Here is an 18,074-nt window from a genome sequence, read left to right on the forward strand (position 1 = left end):
TCCCGTCGGCGCCACCCCGACCGCCCTCCGCGCCCACCCCGATGCGCGACGGCCTGCCCCCTCCCGCACGGAGGCGACCGCGACGGCATCCGGCTCGCCGAGGGACGAGAGCAGGCAGGGTCAGGGGCTGCGGACGTCGATGCCCCACCCGGGTGAACGGGACGGCTCCACGGCGCGAGCGGAGCCGCGCACGGGGGCCACCTGGCGGCCCGGTGCGCCGCCGGCAGAGCGCCGGTTACGCCCAGATCGTACTAAAAGGGAAGAATTCGCGTCCGCCCCGGGAGCCGGAGATGCCGTCACCGTCCACGCACAGCACCCTGCTCGGCACGCTTCTGATCGCGTTCATCGTGGCCGTCGGCACCGCCAACGCCGTCACTCCCGAAGACGTCCGCCTCACCCTGCTCAGCGGCGCGGCGCCCGTCTTCGCCGGGCTCTACACCACGCGGGGCTGGACGTGGGCGGTCACCGGCGTGTACCTCGCCAACATCCTGCTGAACTACCTCGGCCCCCACGACTACATCGCCCCGGTCGCGGGCGTGGGGATCTTCGGCGGTCTGGTCCTGGCCACCGCGGCGCTCCTGCTCAACCACTACCTGCGCGTCTCCCGCGACGCCGAGCACTCCACCGCCGACTTCGCCGAGACGCTCACCCGGGCCGTGCAGCCCCACCTGCCCATCGAAGACGAGGGCGTGCGGATCTGCGGCTTCTACGTGGCCGCCACCGAGGGCGGGCGCATCGGCGGCGACTTCTACGACGCGGTCCCCACCCCGTACGGCTACCGCGTCATGATCGGGGACGTGCAGGGCAAGGGGCTCCCGGCGATCTCCGCCAGCCGCCAGATCGCCGCCGCGTTCCACGAGGCGGCCCACTACGCCGAGAGCCTTCCCGAGGTCGCGTACCGCATGGAGCAGGCCCTGCTGCGGGACAACGCGCGGTCCCGGCGGGACGAGCAGAGCAGTGACCTGCCGGCCTTCGCCACCGCGCTGCTCATCGAGGGCCACGCGGACGGCACCTTCGACTACCTGTCCGCCGGACACGTCCCCTTCTACCGCCTGCGGGACGGCCGGGTGACCGAACTGGCCGCCACCGAGCCCGGCCTGCCGCTGGGACTGGGCACCCTGGACGACACCCCGCGTGTCACCGTCCGCGACACCTACCGGCGCCAGGACGCCTACCTGCTGGTCACCGACGGCGTGGACGAGGCCCGCGACCGTACCGGCGCCTTCTTCCCGCTCTCCGAGCGGCTGGCCGAACTCGCCCGGCTGGGGCTGCCCGCGGAGACGCTGGTCGAGCGGCTGGACGAACAGCTGCGGGCGCACGTGCGGGGGACGACGGTACGTGACGACACCACCGCCCTCGTGGCTCACTTCCCCGGGGCCCCCTGCGCCGCCCACGGGCCCACGAGCCCCTGAGCACGGTGCGGACCGTACGCCGTCACGGCGTCGGCCGTGCCACGTTCCCCGGCCTCCCCGGCCCGGAGATCTCCCTCACAACGCCCCCTTGGCCTCCCGCACCAGCCCGGCTATCCCCTCCCGTGTCCGCTCCCGCCCCTCGTCCAGCTCCGCCCGGCTCTCCGCCTTGTGCAGTTCGGAGACCTCGTCCAGGAGGCGGGAGCCGGCCCGGCCCAGTGCCTCGTCCGCCGTGAGCATCTGGACGCGGAAGAGGGACTCCTGGGCGCGGGTGCGCAGGTCGTAGCTGCGGATGCGGACCTCGTCGGGGTTCTCCGGGGGTGGGGACTCGTGGAGGCAGAACCAGAGGTGGATGAGGCAGCGGCGGTAGTCGACCAGGGCACCGGCGTAGGTGACGTAGGCGTCGAGGCGTTCCTGGCGGAGCTTTTCGTCGCGGGTGAAGCGGTGGCCGCGTTCGGCGGTGCCGCGCTGGATGGCGAGGGTGGCGACGGAGCCAAGTAGCGTGCCCAGGACGGCTATTGCGCTGGCGATGACGGATTCCAGCCGGACAGACGATCACAGTTGCGGCGCCCTGTCGCCGGTCCGCCCCCGTCCTGGCCCGATCAGGCCGCCCGGTGATCGATTTCCGCCGGTTCCCCGCCCCCGGGTACACTCCCCCACGTTGCTCGGCGAGGGACGCCAGCCCGGTTCTCCGGCTCGTGGTCCGTTATCGACGCGCTCTTCGTAGCAGGCCGGTCGTGTCAGTCGTGGCCGAGTGACCACCACCGTCCGTACCGCTATACGAGGAGTGCACATGTCCGAGGTGAAGATCTCCGCGGAGACCCGTTCCGAGTTCGGCAAGGGTGCCGCCCGCCGGATCCGTCGTGAGTCCAAGGTTCCCGGTGTGGTCTACGGCCACGGCGCCGAGCCCGCGCACATCGTCCTGCCCGGCCACGAGCTGATGATGGCGCTCAAGACGTCCAACGTCCTGATCTCGCTCGACCTCGACGGCAAGTCCGAGCTGGTCATCCCCAAGGCCGTCCAGCGTGACGCGCTCAAGGGCCACCTGGTCCACATCGACCTGCTCACCGTCAAGCGCGGCGAGAAGGTCCAGGTCGAGATCCCGGTCGTCGCCGAGGGTGACCTCGCCCCGGGCGCCAACCTGCTGGAGCACGTCCTCTCCGCCCTGCCGGTCGAGGCCGAGGCCACCAACATCCCCGAGTCGCTGACCGTCTCCGTCGCCGGTCTGGACGCGGGCGACTCCGTCCTCGCCAAGGACATCAAGCTCCCCAAGGGTGTCTCCCTGGACGTCGAGGACGACACCGTCGTCCTCCAGGTCCTGGCCGCGCAGGCCGAGGAGCCCGCCGCCGACGCCGAGGGCGCCGAGGAAGGCGCCGAGGCCTGAGCCCTTCCGGCACCGCAGTACCCCGCAGCACCGCACCGCCGTCCCGCGCGCCCGCCGCGCCGGGACGGCGGTTCGCTGTACGGCATCCCGCCCCTCCCCCGCTCCGAGGAGAACGTCAGTGACGGACGACAGCCCCTGGCTCGTGGTGGGCCTCGGCAACCCGGGCCCCGAGTACGCGGCCAACCGCCACAACGTCGGCTTCATGGTCGCCGATCTGCTCGCCTCGCGGGCGGGCGGCAAGTTCAAGGCGCACAAGTCCCGCGCGCAGGTGCTGGAGGCGCGGATCGGCGCGCCCGGCCCCGGCAGCCGCCGGATCGTCCTGGCGAAGCCCCAGTCGTACATGAACCTCTCCGGCGGCCCGGTCACCGCGCTCCGGGACTTCTACAAGGTGCCCACCGAGCGGATCGTCGCGGTCCACGACGAGCTGGACATCGACTACGGCGCGCTGCGGCTCAAGCTCGGCGGCGGCGACAACGGGCACAACGGCCTCAAGTCGATGACCAAGTCGCTCGGCCCCGACTACCACCGGGTGCGGTTCGGCATCGGCCGGCCGCCCGGGCGGATGCAGGTCGCCGACTTCGTGCTGAAGGACTTCTCCTCCACCGAGCGCAAGGAGCTGGACTACTTCGTGGACCGCGCCGCCGACGCCGTGGAGGCCCTGGTGGTGGCGGGCCTGGAGCGCGCGCAGAGCTCCTACAACGCGTAGGACCGCCCGCAGCCGCGCCTGTCGCGTACCTCCCCGGTCGTCACCGAACGTCCACAGGGGCGAAGGTTGGCCGGAAGATTGACCGGCCCGGGGGCTACGGCCCAGTATCCCGCCATGCCCTCGTCAGCCAAGGCCCCGTCCGCGAAGAAGCCCCGGCGCAGCCGTACGCGCCGTGCCGGGGAGAGCGCCTACGGGCTGATGCTGCTCGGCGGGCGGGCCCTGATGGGCCTCCTCGCCCTGCTGCTGCTGGTCGCGGGGGCCTGGGCCTCGTGGCCCGCCGCCCAGCACGTGATGTTCCCGCAGAGCCGCGAGCACGGCACGATGACCGTCGCCCGGTGCGGGGCGGAACACTGCACGGGCCCGTTCGCGCCGGTCTCCGACAACGCCACCCGCCGCAGCAAGGTCACCATCGAACGCTCGGTCGCCGCCGACGAGGGCGCCGAACTCCCCGTCGTCCTCAAGCCCGGCACCACCGCCGTGGTCCGCTCCGGCTTCCCCGGCCTCCTCCACGCCTGGATCCCCCTCGGCGGCGCCCTCCTCCTCGCCTCCGTGGTCGTCGCCGGCGGCATGCGCATGCGCCGCACGGCCTGGGGGCTGGCGGGGGCGGGGGCGCTGCTGCTGACGGGGGCGTTCGTGCTGCTGTGACCCGCGTACACCCGCCTGCGCATGACGGCGCCCGCCCCCACCCGCACCGGGAGGGGACGGGCGCCGTCGTCCGTGGTACGTCCCGCCGTCAGCCGGTGTTGCGGAGGCCCGCCGCCACGCCGTTGACCGTGAGGAGGAGGGCGCGGGAGAGGAGCGGGTCGGGGTCCTCGCCGCGTTCGGCGGCGGCGCGCTGGCGGGCGAGGAGGGAGACCTGGAGGTAGGAGATGGGGTCGAGGTAGGCGTCGCGGATGGCGAAGGTCTGCTGGAGGACGGGGTTGGAGTCGAGCAGTTCCTCGCCGCCGGTGACGCGGAGGATCTCGGCGACGGTGAGCGCGTGCTCGGCCTCGATGAGGTCGAAGACATGGCGCAGCTCGTCGGGGACGAGGGTGTCGACGTAGTGGCGGGCGATCCGCAGGTCGGTCTTGGCCAGCGTCATCTCGACGTTGGAGACGAAGTTGCGGAAGAAGTGCCAGTGCTCGTACATCTCGCTGAGCACGCCGTCCAGCCCGGCCTCGCGCAGCGCCTTCAGGCCGGAGCCGACGCCGAACCAGCCGGGCACGATCTGCCGCGACTGGGTCCAGCCGAAGACCCACGGGATGGCGCGCAGCCCGTCGAGCGAGACGCCCGAGCCGGGGCGGCGCGAGGGACGCGAGCCCAGGTGCAGCTCGGCGAGCTGGTCGACGGGCGTCGACGCGAGGAAGTACGAGGGCAGGTCCGGGTCCTCGACGAGCTTGCGGTAGGCGGTGTGGGCCGCCTCGCTCACCGTGTCCATGGCGGCGTCCCAGCGGGCCAGCGCCTCGACCGACTGGCGGGGCGCGGTGTGCAGGGCGGACGCCTGGAGGGTGGCCGCGACGGTCAGCTCCAGGTTCTCCCTGGCCAGGGAGGGAACGAGGTACTTGTCGGAGATGACCTCGCCCTGCTCGGTCACCTTGATCTCGCCCTCCAGGGTGCCCCAGGGCTGGGCGAGGATCGCGTCGTGCGAGGGGCCGCCGCCACGGCCGACGGTGCCGCCGCGGCCGTGGAAGAGCCGCAGCCGTACGCCGTACCGGTGGGCGACGTCGCGCAGCCGGCGCTGGGCGCGGTGGATCTCCCACTGGGAGGTGGTGATGCCGCCGAACTTCGAGGAGTCGGAGTAGCCGAGCATGACCTCCTGGACGTCGCCGCGGAGCGAGACGAGCAGGCGGTAGGAGGGGTCGGCGAGCATCTCGTCGAGGATGACGTCGGCGGCGCGCAGCTCGTCGGTGGTCTCCAGGAGCGGCACGATGCCGATCTTGGCCCAGCCGGCGTGCAGGTCGATCAGCCCGGCCTCGCGGGCGAGGACGGCGGCGGCGAAGACGTCGTCGGCGCCCTGGCACATCGAGATGATGTACGACTCGACGACCTCGGGCCCGAAGACGGCCAGCGCCCGCCTGACCGTGTGGAAGACGTTCAGCGTCTTCTCGCCGGCGGCGTCGAGCGGGGCCGGGCTCGGGGCGAGCGGGCGGCGCGAGCGGAGTTCCTTGGCCAGCAGCCGGGTGCGGTAGTCGCGCGGCATGTCCGCGTACCGCCAGGACTCCTCGCCGAGCCGGTCGAAGAGCTGGCCGAGGGCGTGGTGGTGGGCGTCGGCGTGCTCGCGGACGTCCATGGTGGCGAGCTGGAGGCCGAAGGCGGCCAGGGTGCGGATGGTGCGGTTCATCCGGCCGTCGGCGAAGAGGCCGCCGCGGTGCTCGCGCAGCGAGTCCTGGATGAGGGTGAGGTCGGTGAGGAGTTCGGCGGTGCCGAGGTAGTCGCGGCCGGGCTGGTGGGCGGTGCCCTGGGCCAGCCGCTCCTTGGTGTTCTCCAGCTTCTGGCGGACGCAGGTGGCCTTGAGCCGGTAGGGCTCCTCGGCGTTGAGCCGCTTGTAGCGGGGGCTGATCTCGGGGAGGTGGTCGAGGTCGGCCTGGAGGGAGGCGAGGAGTTCCTCGGTGGCGCCGGTGTAGCGGATGGAGTTGGAGAGGAATCCGCGCAGCTCGTCGACGACTTCGAGGGCGTCGTTGATGCCGTGCTCGTGCTGGAGGATCAGCACGTCCCAGGTGACCTCGGGGGTGACGTTCGGGTTGCCGTCGCGGTCGCCGCCGATCCAGGTGCCGAAGGTCAGCGGGCGGGAGTTCTCGGGCAGCTCGAAGCCGACCCGGGCCAGCTCGGCGGTGAGGTCCTCCAGGACGTCGCCGACGGCGCCGGCGTGCAGCTCGTCCAGGTAGTAGACGGCGTTGCGGGCCTCGTCGGCCGGTTCGGGGCGGACCACGCGGAGTTCGTCGGTCTGCCAGACGAGGTCGATGTTCTCGGCGAGCCGGGTGTCGTGGCGGCGCCGGTCGGCCTCGATGACCGGGGTCTCCAGCAGCTCGGCGATGCGGCGGAGCTTGCCGAGGACCGAGCGGCGGGCGGCCTCGGTGGGGTGGGCGGTGAAGACCGGCCGCACGTTGAGGTTCTGGACGGTGGCCCGCAGGTGCTCGGGGTCGGCGTCCTTGAGCCGGTCGGCGGTGCGGGCCAGCAGCCCGCCCTCCTCGGCGCGGCGGGCGCGCAGCTCGCGGCCCCGGTGGACCTGCTCGGTGACGTTGGCGAGGTGGAAGTAGGTGGAGAAGGCGCGGACCAGCTTGGCCGCGATCTCCAGTTCGAGGCCGCCGAGGAGTTCGGCGGCGGCTTCCCCGTCCGTACGCGTCAGCGCGCGGACGCGCTCGACGAGGTCGAGGAGTTCGTGCCCCTCCTGGCGGACCAGGGCCTCGCCCAGCAGATCACCCAGCCGGCGGATGTCGGCGCGGAGTTCGGGGCTGGTGGTGCGGGCGGGTTCAGGGGTCTCGGTGGGCCCAGGGCGGCCGGTGGCGCTGGTCGTGGTGGCCTGGGCGTCGGCACTGCTCACAGGTGCGGCTCCTTGCAGTGTGTCGAGCACGTTCTGGAGGTGGCGGACCGCGCTGTCCGACCGGTCAAGGATAGGTCGGCCGCGCGGCCGGCAGGAGACACCCCCGTTCGGGGCCTCTTGCCGAGGGGCCGGTCGCTGCCATACTTACGTCACCGTAGGTTACGGAACCGTAGGCGGCCGATGCCCTCCTCTTTCCCGGTTCCTCGGCCACCGACCGCATTCCCTCAACCCTCAGGGGCGCCCATGACCTCGACCTCCGAAATGATCGACGAAGAGCCGCGGACCTCCCCACCGGATTCCGCTCCCACCCCCTCCGCCACGCTGGGTGGCGACCGCAAGGGCACGGTGGAGCAGCTCGCCCTCCTCCTGTTCATCGTGGTGCCGTTCGTGGCGCTGCTGGCGGCGGTGCCGCTGGCCTGGGGCTGGGGGGTGAGCTGGCTGGATCTCGGGCTGATGGTCTTCTTCTACTTCCTGGGGTGCCACGGCATCACCATCGGCTTCCACCGGTACTTCACCCACGGCTCCTTCAAGGCGAAGCGCCCGCTGCGGATCGCGCTGGCCGTCGCCGGGTCGATGGCGGTGGAGGGCCCGCTGGTCCGCTGGGTGGCCGACCACCGCAAGCACCACCGCTTCTCCGACGCGGAGGGCGACCCGCACAGCCCGTGGAAGTACGGGGAGACGGTGCCGGCTCTGCTGAAGGGCCTGTGGTGGGCGCACATGGCGTGGATGTTCGACGAGGAGCAGACGCCGCAGCAGAAGTACGCGCCGGACCTGATCAAGGACCCGGCGATCCGCCGGATCTCGCGGCAGTTCGTGCTGTGGACGCTCGTCTCGCTGGGGCTGCCGCCGCTGATCGGCGGCCTGGTGACGATGTCGTGGTGGGGCGCCTTCACGGCGTTCTTCTGGGCGTCCCTCGTCCGGGTGGCGCTGCTGCACCACGTCACCTGGTCGATCAACTCGATCTGCCACGCGGTCGGCAAGCGCCCGTTCAAGTCCCGGGACCGCTCGGGCAACGTCTGGTGGCTGGCCGTCCTCTCCTGCGGCGAGTCGTGGCACAACCTGCACCACGCCGACCCGACCTCGGCCCGGCACGGCGTCCAGCGCGGCCAGATCGACTCCTCGGCGCGGATCATCCGCTGGTGCGAGCAGCTGGGGTGGGCCTACGACGTGCGGTGGCCCTCGGCGGAGCGCATCGACGCCCGCCGTCAGCCGAAAAGTGCCGACGCGGCATGATGGAGGGCGTGGCGACCGACTCGAGCACCAGTACCAGCAGTGACAAACCCCGCCGGACCCGGCGGACCCGGATGACGGGCGCCGAGCGGCGTGAGCAACTGCTGGACATCGGTCGCACGCTGTTCGCCGCCAAGGGCTTCGAGGGCACCTCGGTGGAGGAGATCGCGGCGAAGGCCGGGGTCTCCAAGCCGGTGGTCTACGAGCACTTCGGCGGCAAGGAGGGGCTGTACGCGGTCGTGGTCGACCGGGAGATGCGCCAGCTGCTCGACATGGTGACGGGCGCGCTCACCGCCGGTCACCCGCGTGAACTCCTCGAACAGGCCGCTTTCGCCCTCCTCGACTACATCGAGGTGTACACCGACGGCTTCCGCATCCTCGTACGGGACTCCCCCGTCGCCCAGTCGACGGGCACCTTCGCCTCGCTCATCAGCGACATCGCCACCCAGGTCGAGGACATCCTCGGCACCGAGTTCAAGAACCGCGGCTTCGACGCGAAGCTGGCGCCGCTGTACGCGCAGGCGCTGGTGGGGATGGTGGCGCTGACCGGCCAGTGGTGGCTGGACGCCCGCAAGCCGAAGAAGTCCGAGGTCGCCGCCCACCTGGTGAACCTGGCCTGGCACGGCCTGGACGGCATGGAGCAGAAGCCCCGCCTGATAGGCCACCGCAAGAACTGAACCACCGCCGTACGTGACGAGGGCGGGCGGGCACCCCACGGTGCCCGCCCGCCCTCGTCACGTACGGCGCGCCCCGCTCACGCCTCCGCCGCCGCGTCGGGCTCCAGGAACTCCAGACGGTTGCCGGCCGGGTCCTGGGCGTAGAAGCGGCGGTGGCCCGGCAGGTTGTCGTCCCAGGTGACCTCGACGCCGTGCGAGGCGAGGCGGGCGGCGAACGCGTCGATGCCGGCGACACGCAGGCCCGGGTGGGCCTTGGGCGAGGGCCGGTGACCGGGGTCGACGCCCAGGTGGAGCTGGACGCCCCCGGCCGCGAACCAGCAGCCGCCCCGCGCGGCGAGCACCGGCGGCTTGGGGATCTCGGTCATGCCGAGCGCGTCGGCGTAGAAGCGGCGCAGGGTGTCCTCGGTGCCGGGCAGGGCGGCGAGCTGGACGTGGTCGACGGCTACGAGCATCAGGGGCCCTCCTGGGCGGCAGGGGTGGTGGGCACGGTGGTGACCGCGAAGACGCGGCGGAAGGGGAACGGGGTGGTGCCGTCCGCCGTCACCGGGTACGCCTCCCGCAGCAGGTCGCGGTAGGCGTCGGTGAAGGCGGTACGGGCTGCCCGGTCGTCGGCCAGGGCGTCCAGGACGGGCCGCAGACCGGTCCCGGTCACCCAGTCCAGGACGGCGTCCGAGCCCGTCAGCAGGTGCAGGTAGGTGGTCTCCCACAGGTCCGTGGTGCGGCCCGGCCCGGTGAGGTACGGCAGGTAGCCGGCCGGGTCCAGTACGGCGTCGGCGCCGCACAGGACGCCGTCCAGCCGCTTCCGCCACGGTCCCTCGCTCGCGGCGAGGCGGCGCATCAGGGCATGGCTCGGGGCGTCGAAGTTGCCCGGGACCTGGAAGGCGAGGGTGCCGCCCGGGGCGAGGGCGGCGGTCCAGTCGGCCAGGCGGTGCGGGTGGCCGGGGACCCACTGGAGGGTGGCGTTGGAGGCGATGACGTCGTACGGCTCGTCCGGCGTCCAGGTGCGGAGGTCGGCGTGGGCGAAGTCGGCGCCGGTGTCCGCGAGGTCGGTGCGGGCGCGGGCCAGCATCGCCTCCGAGTGGTCGTAGCCGGTGACGCGGGCCGCGGGCCAGCGCTCGGTGAGCAGGCGGGTGGAGTTGCCCGGGCCGCAGCCGAGGTCGGCGACGCGCAGGGGGCGGTCCTTCGGCACCCGCGGTTCCGGGACCCGGGCCAGGAGGTCGGCGAAGGCGCGGGTGCGGTGGTCGGCGTGGCGGAGGTACTGGGCGGGGTCCCAGGTGGGCATGGGGTGCCTCCTCGGCGGGGTTCGGGAGGCTGGCCTCCCCCGGCGTGCCCATCCTCACCCGCGTTTATCTTGACGTCAAGAGACTTCACGTCGACAGACCTACTACACTGATCCGCATGGAGGACGAGGTCGATCGGCTGGTCGCAGCGTGGCGCCGGGAGCGCCCGGACCTCGACGTGGAGCCGCTGGAAGTGCTCAGCCGCGTCAGCAGGCTGGCGCGGCATCTTGACCGGGCCCGGAGGATCGCGTTCGCGGAGCATCAGCTCGAACCCTGGGAGTTCGATGTGCTGACCGCCTTGCGGCGGTCGGGGGTGCCGTATCAGTTGTCGCCCGGGCAGTTGCTGACGCAGACGTTGGTCACGTCCGGGACGATGACCAACCGGATCGACCGGCTGGCCAAGAAGGGGCTTGTCGAGCGGTTGCCCGATCCCAGTGACCGGCGGGGTGTGCTTGTGCGTCTCACCGACGAGGGGTGCGATCGGGCTGACCGGTCGCTGGCGGGGCTGCTCGCGCAGGAGCGGGCCATCCTGGCCGAGCTGGCGCCCACCCAGCGCGCCGAACTGGCCCGTCTCCTTCGGGCGCTCACGGCCCCCTTCGACAACATCCCCGGCTGAGCGGGACGAGGCTCGCCTTTCGGCGGGGGTTGCCTCGCGGCTGGGGGTGCCTTTCGGCTGGGGTTGCCTTTCGGCTGGGCTGGTCCGGCCGTCTGCCGGTCTTGCCCGTGCCGAGTCACTGATGGCCTCAATCGCCGGCCGGGCTGTCGGGTGCCCGGCTCCGTCTCAACCGTGCCGGTCAAAGACTGGCCTCAATCGCCGGCCGGGCTGTCAGGTTCGCGGTTCCTCCGGCACGGGGGTGGGGCGGGGCCGCGCCGGGGTACCTCCTCACAAACTGCAGGGTGCGGGGTCAGTCCGGCGGGACGACGCCGACGAGACGGGAGGGCGGGGTCGTGCCGGGGTGCCCCCGCAGCAAACTGCCGTGCTCGGCCGCCTTGAAGCGACTGACCCCGCACCTGGCAGTTTGTGAGGAGGTACCCCCGCATCCCAGCCCGGCCGGCGCATGAGGCCAGTCCCTGACCGGGCACGGGCACAAGGCACCCCAAGTCGCGGCGCAGCCGCATCCCGGCCGGGGCGGGCCCCAGGAGTCGGGGTGGGTCAGCCGGCGCGGACCCCGTTCGAGGGTGGGGCCAGGTCGGCGGGGCCGACGCCGGCGCGGCGGGCCAGGGCCACGGCGGCGAGGGTGGAGTGGACGCCGAGCTTGCCGAGGACGTTCTGCATGTGGGTGCGGACCGTGTGCGGGGAGAGGAAAAGACGCTCGGCGACAGCCTTGCGCCCGAGCCCGGCGACCATGCAGCGCAGCACTTCCCGCTCCCGCGGCGTGAGCGACTCGACGAGGCGCTCACTGTCGCTGCGGTGCTTCCGCGCAGCGGTGAGCTCGCGCAGGACCCCGGTGAGCAGAGCCGGAGGCAGATGCGTCTCCTCCCGCAGCACCCCGCGCACAACAGTGAGCAGCCGCGAGAGCGAACAGTCCTTGGCGACCCAGCCGACGGCCCCGGCCTGGAGGGCGAGCGCCGCCCGTCGCGGATCGTCCCGCTCGGCCAGGACGACGGTCCGCACCCCGGGCTGCACCGCCCGCACCCCCGCGACCAGCGCGATCCCGTCGACAGGCGCCCCCACAGGGGCCCCCACGCCCGCCGCCGCCTCGCGCAGGGGCGCGGGCTGCGGCGGGCGGCCCGCGCCGAGGTCGGCGTCGACCAGCAGCACGTCGTAGGGGCGGGACTCGGCGGCGCCACGTTCCAGGCAGCGCAGGGCGGCCGGGCCGCTGCCGGCGGCGGAGACGTCCACGTCGGGCTCGGCGGTGAGCGCCGCCGCCAGGGACTCGGCGAAGATGCGATGGTCGTCGACGACCAGGACTCGGATACGGACCACGTTGCGATACCCCCACTGGCCGGGGGAACGGACGGTCACGGTCGCGGTGCCCGGCGCGGCCCCCGCCCGTGGGCGGAGGGGTGCGGGCCACCCGGCCGCCGCCCGGTCCCCGTCCCGCTCCGGGGCGCCGGACCCGATCGGTCTCGCCCCCTGAACGGCACCGGCCCCCACCGGCGCTGCTCTCAGAGTACGGACGGGGCCCGGGGGCGGAAGTGGATTTGCAGAACTGGCCACCAACCGACCGGTGGAGACCGGGACGGGTGTGGTCCGGGGGACGGAAGGGACCGGAGTGCGCCCACTCCGGTCACCTTTGGGCCCGCCGGGCCCTTCTCAGCTGAGGCGGCGCGCGCCCGCCGAGGGCAGCGCCGGGAAGATCCTCGGCTCGGGGTGGCCGGCGGCGGCGAAGGCGGCGCGGATCGCGTCGCCGGTGTGTTCGGCCGCGTCGGCCTCGGTGAGGACGACGGCGGAGCCGCCGAAGCCGCCGCCGGTCATCCGGGCACCCAGCGCGCCCGCCGCGAGCGCGGATTCGACCACGAGGTCGAGTTCGGCGCAGGAGACCCGCAGGTCGTCGCGGAGGGAGTGGTGGCCCTCGGTGAGGACGGGGCCGACCGCGCGGACGTCGCCCGCGTCGAGCAGGTCGATGACCTCGCCGACGCGGTGGTTGTCGGTGACGATGTGGCGGACGTAGCGGACGACGTGCTCGCCGGCGTCGGCCAGCCGCTCCAGGGCGGCCGGGAGTTCGGCGTGCGGCACGTCCCGCAGGTGGCTCACGCCCAGGCGGCGCGCGCCCTCCTCGCATCCCGCGCGCCGCTCGGCGTACGCCCCGTCGCCCAGCGCGTGCTGCACGCGGGTGTCGACGACGAGCAGGGCGAGGCCGTCGTCGGCGGGGGCGAAGGGGACCTGGCGCAGGGAGAGGTCGCGGGTGTCGAGGTGGAGGGCGTGGCCCTCGGTGCAGCAGGCGGCGGCCATCTGGTCCATGACGCCGCAGGGGACGCCGACGAACTCGTTCTCGGCGCGCTGGGCGAGCCGGGCCAGTTCGGCGCGGCCGAGCCCCAGGTCGTACAGGTCGTTGAGGGCGAGGGCGGTGACCACCTCCAGGGCCGCCGAGGAGGAGAGACCGGCGCCGGTCGGCACGGTGGAGGCGAGGTGGAGGTCGGCGCCGCCGACGGCGTGGCCGGCGGTCCGCAGGGCGTACACGACCCCGGCCGGGTAGGCGGCCCAGGAGGTGTCGCAGCCGGGGGTCAGTTCGTCGACGCGGAGTTCGGTGACGGGGGACGGGAGGTCGGCGGAGTGGACGCGCAGGACGCCGTCCTCGCGGCGGGCGACGGCGGCGACGGCGGTGTGCGGGAGGGCGAGCGGCATGACGAAGCCGTCGTTGAAGTCGGTGTACTCGCCGATGAGGTTGACCCGGCCCGGCGCGGCCCAGACGCCCTCGGGGTCGCGGCCGTACAGCGCGCGGAACCCTTCGGCGACGGCCTCGGCCCGGCGCGTCTCGTCCTCGGGCGCGGCGGCGGCCCCCGCGCGGGCGGCGGCGCTCACGCTCCACCCCCGGCGACGGTGACCGTCTCGGCGCCTCGGGCGCTGCCGTGGCGGGCGAAGTCCCAGGCGTCCTGGACGATGCGGTCCAGGCCGGGGCGGGTGGGCGTCCAGCCGAGGCGGGTGCGGGCGGCGTCGGCGGAGGCGACGAGGACGGCCGGGTCACCGGCGCGGCGCGCGGCGGCCACCTCGGGGACGGGATGGCCGGTGACCTTTCGGACCGTCTCGATGACCTCGCGGACGGAGAAGCCGTTGCCGTTGCCGAGGTTGCAGACGAGGTGGTCGCCGGGGGTGACGGCGTCCAGGGCGAGGAGGTGGGCCTCGGCGAGGTCGGCGACGTGGATGTAGTCGCGGACGCAGGTGCCGTCGGGGGTCGGGTAGTCCTCGCCGTAGACGGAGATGGCCTCGCGGCGGCCCTGGGCGACCTGGAGGACGAGCGGGATCAGGTGCGACTCGGGGTCGTGGCGCTCGCCGCAGCCGCCGTAGGCGCCGGCCACGTTGAAGTACCGCAGCGAGGCGGCGGCCAGGCCGTGGGCGTGGCACTCGCCGCTGATCATGTGGTCGACGGCGAGCTTGGAGGCGCCGTAGGGGCTGGTCGGCGCGGTCGGGTCGGTCTCGGTCAGGGGGACGGAGACCGGCTCGCCGTAGGTGGCGGCGGTGGAGGAGAAGACCAGGCGGCGCACCCCGGCCTCGCGCATGGCGGCGAGCAGGGCGGTGGTGCCGCCGACGTTGTTGACCCAGTACTTCTCGGGGTCCACGACGGACTCGCCGACCTGGGAGAAGGCGGCGAAGTGGAGCACGCCGTCGTAGGTGGGGTCCAGCCAGCGGGCGGCGTCCTGGATGCGGCCCTCGATGAACTCGGCGCCCGCGGGGACGCCTTCGCGGAAGCCGGTGGAGAGGTCGTCCAGGACGACCACCTGGTGGCCGGCCTCCAGCAGGTGCTGGGCGACGACGCTGCCGACGTAGCCGGCGCCTCCGGTGACCAGGTACTTCCCTACGCTCATGAACTCGCTACCTCTCGCAGTCGCCGCGCCGCGGCCTCCGGCGGCACATCGTTGATGAACACACTCATGCCGGACTCCGAACCGGCGAGGAACTTCAGCTTTCCCTCGGTGCGTCGCACGGTGAAGAGTTCCAGGTGGAGGGCGAACTCCTCGCGCGCCACGTCCGGCTCGCCGGGCCGGGGCTCCCCGAAGGGTGCCTGGTGCCAGCCGGAGATGTACGGCGTGGGCGGCCGCCCCTCACCGAAGATCCGGTCGAAGCGGCGCAGCAGCTCCAGGTAGACCCCGGGGAACTCGGCCCGCGCTGCCTCGTCCAGCGCGACCAGGTCGGGGACCCGGCGGCGGGGGTAGAGGTGGATCTCGTAGGGCCAGTGGGCGGCGTACGGGACGAAGGCGGTCCAGTGCTCAGTTTCGAGGACGATCCGCTCGCCGTCCTTGCGTTCGCGGGCGACCAGGTCGTCGAAGAGGTTGCGGCCGGTGGTGGCGCGGTGCTCGGCGAGGGACTGGAGCATGAGCCGGGTCCGGGGGGTGACCTCGGGGTAGCCGTAGATCTGGCCGTGCGGGTGGCCGAGGGTGACGCCGATCTCGACGCCCCGGTTCTCAAAGCAGTAGACCTGGCGGACCGCCTCCAGCCGGGAGAGCTCCGCGGTGCGGTCGCGCCAGGCTTCGAGGACGAGGCGGGCGGAGTCCTCGTCGAGGCCGGCGAAGGAGGTGTCGTGGTCGGAGGTGAAGCAGACGACCTCGCAGCGGCCGGTGGGGCCGGAGAGCGAGGGGAAGCGGTTCTCGAAGACCACCACGTCGTAGTCGCTGTCCGGGATCTCGCCCTGGTGGCCGCCGGGCCGGGCCGGGCAGAGCGGGCAGGCGTCGGCGGGCGGCAGGTGGGTGCGGCCCTGGCGGTGCGAGGCGATGGCGACGAAGTCGCCGAGCAGCGGGTCCCGGCGGACCTCGGAGGCGGTGGCCACCTGGTCGGCCGGGCGCGGGTCGGGGGCGTCGCGCTCCCTGCTGTCGTCCCGGTCGTAGTAGACGAGCTCGCGGCCGTCGGACAGCCGGGTCGAGGTCTTCTTCACGCGAGCACCCTCACACACCCCTATCAATCAACATAACCGAACACAACCAATCACAGCGCAACAGCACCGTCAACCCGTCGGGCGCCGCCGGAAAAGCACGCGAAACCGGGAGGAAGCACCCGGCTCCATCACGATCAAACAAAGAAAATCAACAAAACTGTTCAGATCTTGACGCTTAGCGCGTAGGTTCCCGTCTCGTTCAGTTCGCGCAACGAAGCGAGTTCCCCCCATGCTCCATCTCGCCGAGGGGCTCCGGCTCCCGACCAACGGGCTCGATTACACGATCCTGGCGATCTACTTCGCCGTGGTCCTGGGCATCGGCTTCGCCGCCAGGCGCTCCGTCAAGACCAGCCTCGACTTCTTCCTGTCGGGACGTTCCCTGCCGGCCTGGGTGACCGGGCTCGCGTTCGTCGCGGCCAACCTCGGCGCCACCGAGATCCTCGGCATGGCGGCCAACGGCGTGCAGTACGGCGCGTACACCGTGCACTGGTACTGGATCGGCGCCATCCCCGCCATGGTCTTCCTGGGCCTGGTGATGATGCCGTTCTACTACGGGTCGAAGGTCAGGTCGGTCCCCGAGTTCCTGCTCCACCGGTTCGGTCCCTCCTCGCACCTCCTCTCCTCCGTGATCTTCGCCGTCTCCTCGGTGCTGATCGCGGGCGTCAACCTCTACGCCATGGCGATCGTGCTGGAGGCGCTGCTCGGCTGGCCCGAGTGGGTCGCCATCGTCGTCGCCGGCTTCTTCGTCCTCGCCTACATCACGATCGGCGGGCTCTCCTCGGCGATCTACAACGAGGTCCTCCAGTTCTTCGTGATCCTGGCGGCGCTGATCCCGCTCACCATCGTCGGCCTCAAGCGGGTCGGCGGCTGGGACGGCATCACCTCCTCGCTCTCCGCCTCCCAGGGCGGCGACTTCCTCACCGCCTGGGACGGCACCGGCATCGGCGAGGCCAACCCGCTGGGCGCCAACTGGCTGACCATCGTGCTCGGCCTCGGCTTCGTCATGAGCTTCGGCTACTGGACGACCAACTTCGCCGAGGTGCAGCGCGCGCTCTCCGCCAAGAACCTGTCGGCCGCCAAGCGCACCCCGCTGATCGCCGCCTTCCCGAAGATCCTCATCCCGATGGTCGTCGTGGTGCCCGGCTTCATCGCGCTGGTCATGGAGCCGACCATCGGCCAGGCCGGCAGCGGGCTCGACTACAACGACGCCATCCCCGTCCTCATGCGCGACCTGCTGCCCAACGGTGTCCTCGGCATCGCGGTGACCGGTCTGCTCGCCGCCTTCATGGCGGGCATGGCGGCCAACGTCTCCTCCTTCAACACGGTCTTCACCAACGACATCTGGGCCGCGTACCTGAAGAAGGGCCGGGAGGACGGCTACTACCTGAAGGTCGGCCGGGTCGTCACGGCCGTGGGTGTGCTGATCGGCATGGGGACCGCGTTCATCGCGGCCGGGTTCAGCAACATCATGAACTACCTGCAGACGCTCTTCTCGTTCTTCAACGTCCCGCTCTTCGTGGTCTTCATCATCGGCATGTTCTGGAAGCGCACCACCCCGGCCGCCGGCTTCTGGGGCCTGCTCTCCGGCACGGCCGCCGCCATGGTGAACTACTTCTGGCTGTACCAGCAGGGCATCATCGACATCCCGAGCGACCAGGGCGCCAACTTCGTCTCCTCGATCGTCGCGTTCGTCGTCGGTGGCATCGTCATGGTGGTGGTCACCCTGGTGACGAAGCCGAAGCCGGTCGAGCAGCTGGCCGGCCTCGTCTACGGCACCAAGTCGCCCGGCCTCGACCTGGAGGGCGCCGAGGAGGGTGACGAGGTCTGGTACCGCAAGCCGGCCCTGCTGGGCTGGGGCGCGATCATCCTCGCCGCCATCTGCTACGTGCCGTTCTCCTTCTGACCCGGCCCGAACCACGCCAAGGACGCCCCACCATGACCGAGAAGCAGAATCCGCCCGCGGAGGGCCACGCCTTCCAGGACGAGGTCACCGAGCTGGAGGCCAAATCGGCCACGGCCGCCCGGCTCTTCGACATTCGCCGCATCATCGGCGCGCTCTTCGTCGTCTACGGCCTGATCGTCGGCGCCGCCGGGATCTTCGCCACCGACGCCGACCTGGAGAAGGCCCAGGACATCAACATCAACCTGTGGACCGGGCTGGGCATGCTCGCCCTCGGCCTGTTCTTCCTGGTCTGGGTCAAGCTCCGGCCGACCGTCCCGCCCACCCCGCCGCTGCCCCAGGAGGCGCTCGACGCCGCCGAGGGCGAGGGCGGCCCGGCCGGACGCGGCTGACCTACGCCGGGGCCCGGCCGGGTCCCACGGCACGCACCCCGCGGG

17 protein-coding genes are annotated in these 18,074 nt (G+C 72.4%); 9 read left to right on the top strand and 8 right to left on the bottom strand.

The features are described 5' to 3' along the window. The first annotated feature begins 290 nt into the window (after positions 1–290). Entirely contained in the window at positions 291–1,412 is a 1,122-nt protein-coding gene (locus IF45_RS0127170) for a PP2C family protein-serine/threonine phosphatase (protein ID WP_003950290.1), read from the top strand. A 75-nt stretch (positions 1,413–1,487) separates the two neighbouring features. On the opposite strand, the gene kilB is transcribed toward IF45_RS0127170, so the two are convergent. Beyond that, positions 1,488–1,952: a plasmid transfer protein KilB gene (kilB, locus tag IF45_RS0127175; protein ID WP_030310081.1), complete on the bottom strand. Its 465-nt coding sequence runs from the start codon at positions 1,950–1,952 to the stop codon at positions 1,488–1,490. Between the two features lie 250 nt (positions 1,953–2,202). On the opposite strand from kilB, the gene IF45_RS0127180 reads away from it, so the two are divergent. The 3 genes from IF45_RS0127180 to IF45_RS0127190 all read left to right on the top strand — a co-directional run bounded on the left by IF45_RS0127180 (position 2,203) and on the right by IF45_RS0127190 (position 4,144). Further along, positions 2,203–2,793 carry a 50S ribosomal protein L25/general stress protein Ctc gene (locus IF45_RS0127180; protein ID WP_030310082.1) on the top strand — a complete coding sequence of 197 codons (591 nt, stop codon included), beginning with the start codon at positions 2,203–2,205 and terminating at the stop codon, positions 2,791–2,793. Positions 2,794–2,911: 118 nt separating this feature from the next. After that, positions 2,912–3,499: an aminoacyl-tRNA hydrolase gene (pth, locus tag IF45_RS0127185; protein WP_003950287.1), complete on the top strand. Its 588-nt coding sequence runs from the start codon at positions 2,912–2,914 to the stop codon at positions 3,497–3,499. A 114-nt stretch (positions 3,500–3,613) separates the two neighbouring features. Then, positions 3,614–4,144 (top strand): hypothetical protein, encoded by a 531-nt coding sequence (locus IF45_RS0127190; protein WP_026235445.1) that lies wholly within the window; start codon positions 3,614–3,616, stop codon positions 4,142–4,144. Positions 4,145–4,232: 88 nt separating this feature from the next. Here the strand turns inward: IF45_RS0127190 and ppc are convergent, their stop codons facing one another. Further along, positions 4,233–6,911 carry a phosphoenolpyruvate carboxylase gene (ppc, locus tag IF45_RS0127195; protein WP_050777441.1) on the bottom strand — a complete coding sequence of 893 codons (2,679 nt, stop codon included), beginning with the start codon at positions 6,909–6,911 and terminating at the stop codon, positions 4,233–4,235. Positions 6,912–7,262: 351 nt separating this feature from the next. Here ppc and IF45_RS0127200 point away from each other — a divergent pair, with 351 nt between their 5' ends. Continuing rightward, positions 7,263–8,252: an acyl-CoA desaturase gene (locus IF45_RS0127200; protein WP_003950284.1), complete on the top strand. Its 990-nt coding sequence runs from the start codon at positions 7,263–7,265 to the stop codon at positions 8,250–8,252. Then, the gene (locus IF45_RS0127205) at positions 8,249–8,926 is read left to right on the top strand and encodes a TetR/AcrR family transcriptional regulator (RefSeq protein ID WP_008415217.1); all 678 of its coding nucleotides are present in this window, start codon (positions 8,249–8,251) and stop codon (positions 8,924–8,926) included. The genes IF45_RS0127200 and IF45_RS0127205 overlap by 4 nt, the downstream gene beginning before the upstream one ends. Positions 8,927–9,003: 77 nt before the next feature. Here IF45_RS0127205 and IF45_RS0127210 read toward each other — a convergent pair whose 3' ends face one another. After that, the gene (locus IF45_RS0127210) at positions 9,004–9,378 is read right to left on the bottom strand and encodes a VOC family protein (RefSeq protein ID WP_003950282.1); all 375 of its coding nucleotides are present in this window, start codon (positions 9,376–9,378) and stop codon (positions 9,004–9,006) included. Next, entirely contained in the window at positions 9,378–10,208 is an 831-nt protein-coding gene (locus IF45_RS0127215; protein ID WP_030310083.1) for a trans-aconitate 2-methyltransferase, read from the bottom strand. The genes IF45_RS0127210 and IF45_RS0127215 overlap by 1 nt, the downstream gene beginning before the upstream one ends. 116 nt (positions 10,209–10,324) lie before the next feature. Between IF45_RS0127215 and IF45_RS0127220 the strand changes: the two genes are divergently transcribed. Continuing rightward, entirely contained in the window at positions 10,325–10,822 is a 498-nt protein-coding gene (locus IF45_RS0127220; RefSeq protein WP_003950280.1) for a MarR family winged helix-turn-helix transcriptional regulator, read from the top strand. A gap of 537 nt (positions 10,823–11,359) precedes the next feature. Here the strand turns inward: IF45_RS0127220 and IF45_RS0127225 are convergent. The 4 genes from IF45_RS0127225 to galT form a co-directional block, all read right to left on the bottom strand. Continuing rightward, positions 11,360–12,133 carry a LuxR C-terminal-related transcriptional regulator gene (locus IF45_RS0127225; protein ID WP_030310085.1) on the bottom strand — a complete coding sequence of 258 codons (774 nt, stop codon included), beginning with the start codon at positions 12,131–12,133 and terminating at the stop codon, positions 11,360–11,362. A 330-nt stretch (positions 12,134–12,463) separates the two neighbouring features. Continuing rightward, positions 12,464–13,672 (bottom strand): galactokinase, encoded by a 1,209-nt coding sequence (gene galK / locus IF45_RS0127230; RefSeq protein ID WP_030310087.1) that lies wholly within the window; start codon positions 13,670–13,672, stop codon positions 12,464–12,466. Beyond that, complete coding sequence (gene galE, locus IF45_RS0127235) at positions 13,669–14,673, bottom strand: UDP-glucose 4-epimerase GalE (protein ID WP_003950277.1); 1,005 nt, start codon at positions 14,671–14,673, stop codon at positions 13,669–13,671. Before galE ends, galK begins: the two co-directional genes overlap by 4 nt. Then, a complete protein-coding gene (gene galT, locus IF45_RS0127240; RefSeq protein ID WP_018471542.1) occupies positions 14,670–15,737 on the bottom strand; it encodes a galactose-1-phosphate uridylyltransferase in 1,068 nt (355 codons plus the stop codon). Before galT ends, galE begins: the two co-directional genes overlap by 4 nt. A 229-nt stretch (positions 15,738–15,966) precedes the next feature. Between galT and IF45_RS0127245 the strand changes: the two genes are divergently transcribed. Together IF45_RS0127245 and IF45_RS0127250 are read left to right on the top strand one after the other, a co-directional pair. Continuing rightward, the gene (locus IF45_RS0127245; protein WP_003950275.1) at positions 15,967–17,640 is read left to right on the top strand and encodes a sodium:solute symporter family protein; all 1,674 of its coding nucleotides are present in this window, start codon (positions 15,967–15,969) and stop codon (positions 17,638–17,640) included. Positions 17,641–17,672: 32 nt separating this feature from the next. Then, entirely contained in the window at positions 17,673–18,029 is a 357-nt protein-coding gene (locus IF45_RS0127250) for a hypothetical protein (RefSeq protein WP_008413213.1), read from the top strand. Positions 18,030–18,074: the final 45 nt, after the last annotated feature.

Source organism: Streptomyces albidoflavus, from assembly GCF_000719955.1.
GTDB classification, from domain to species: Bacteria; Actinomycetota; Actinomycetes; order Streptomycetales; family Streptomycetaceae; genus Streptomyces; species Streptomyces albidoflavus.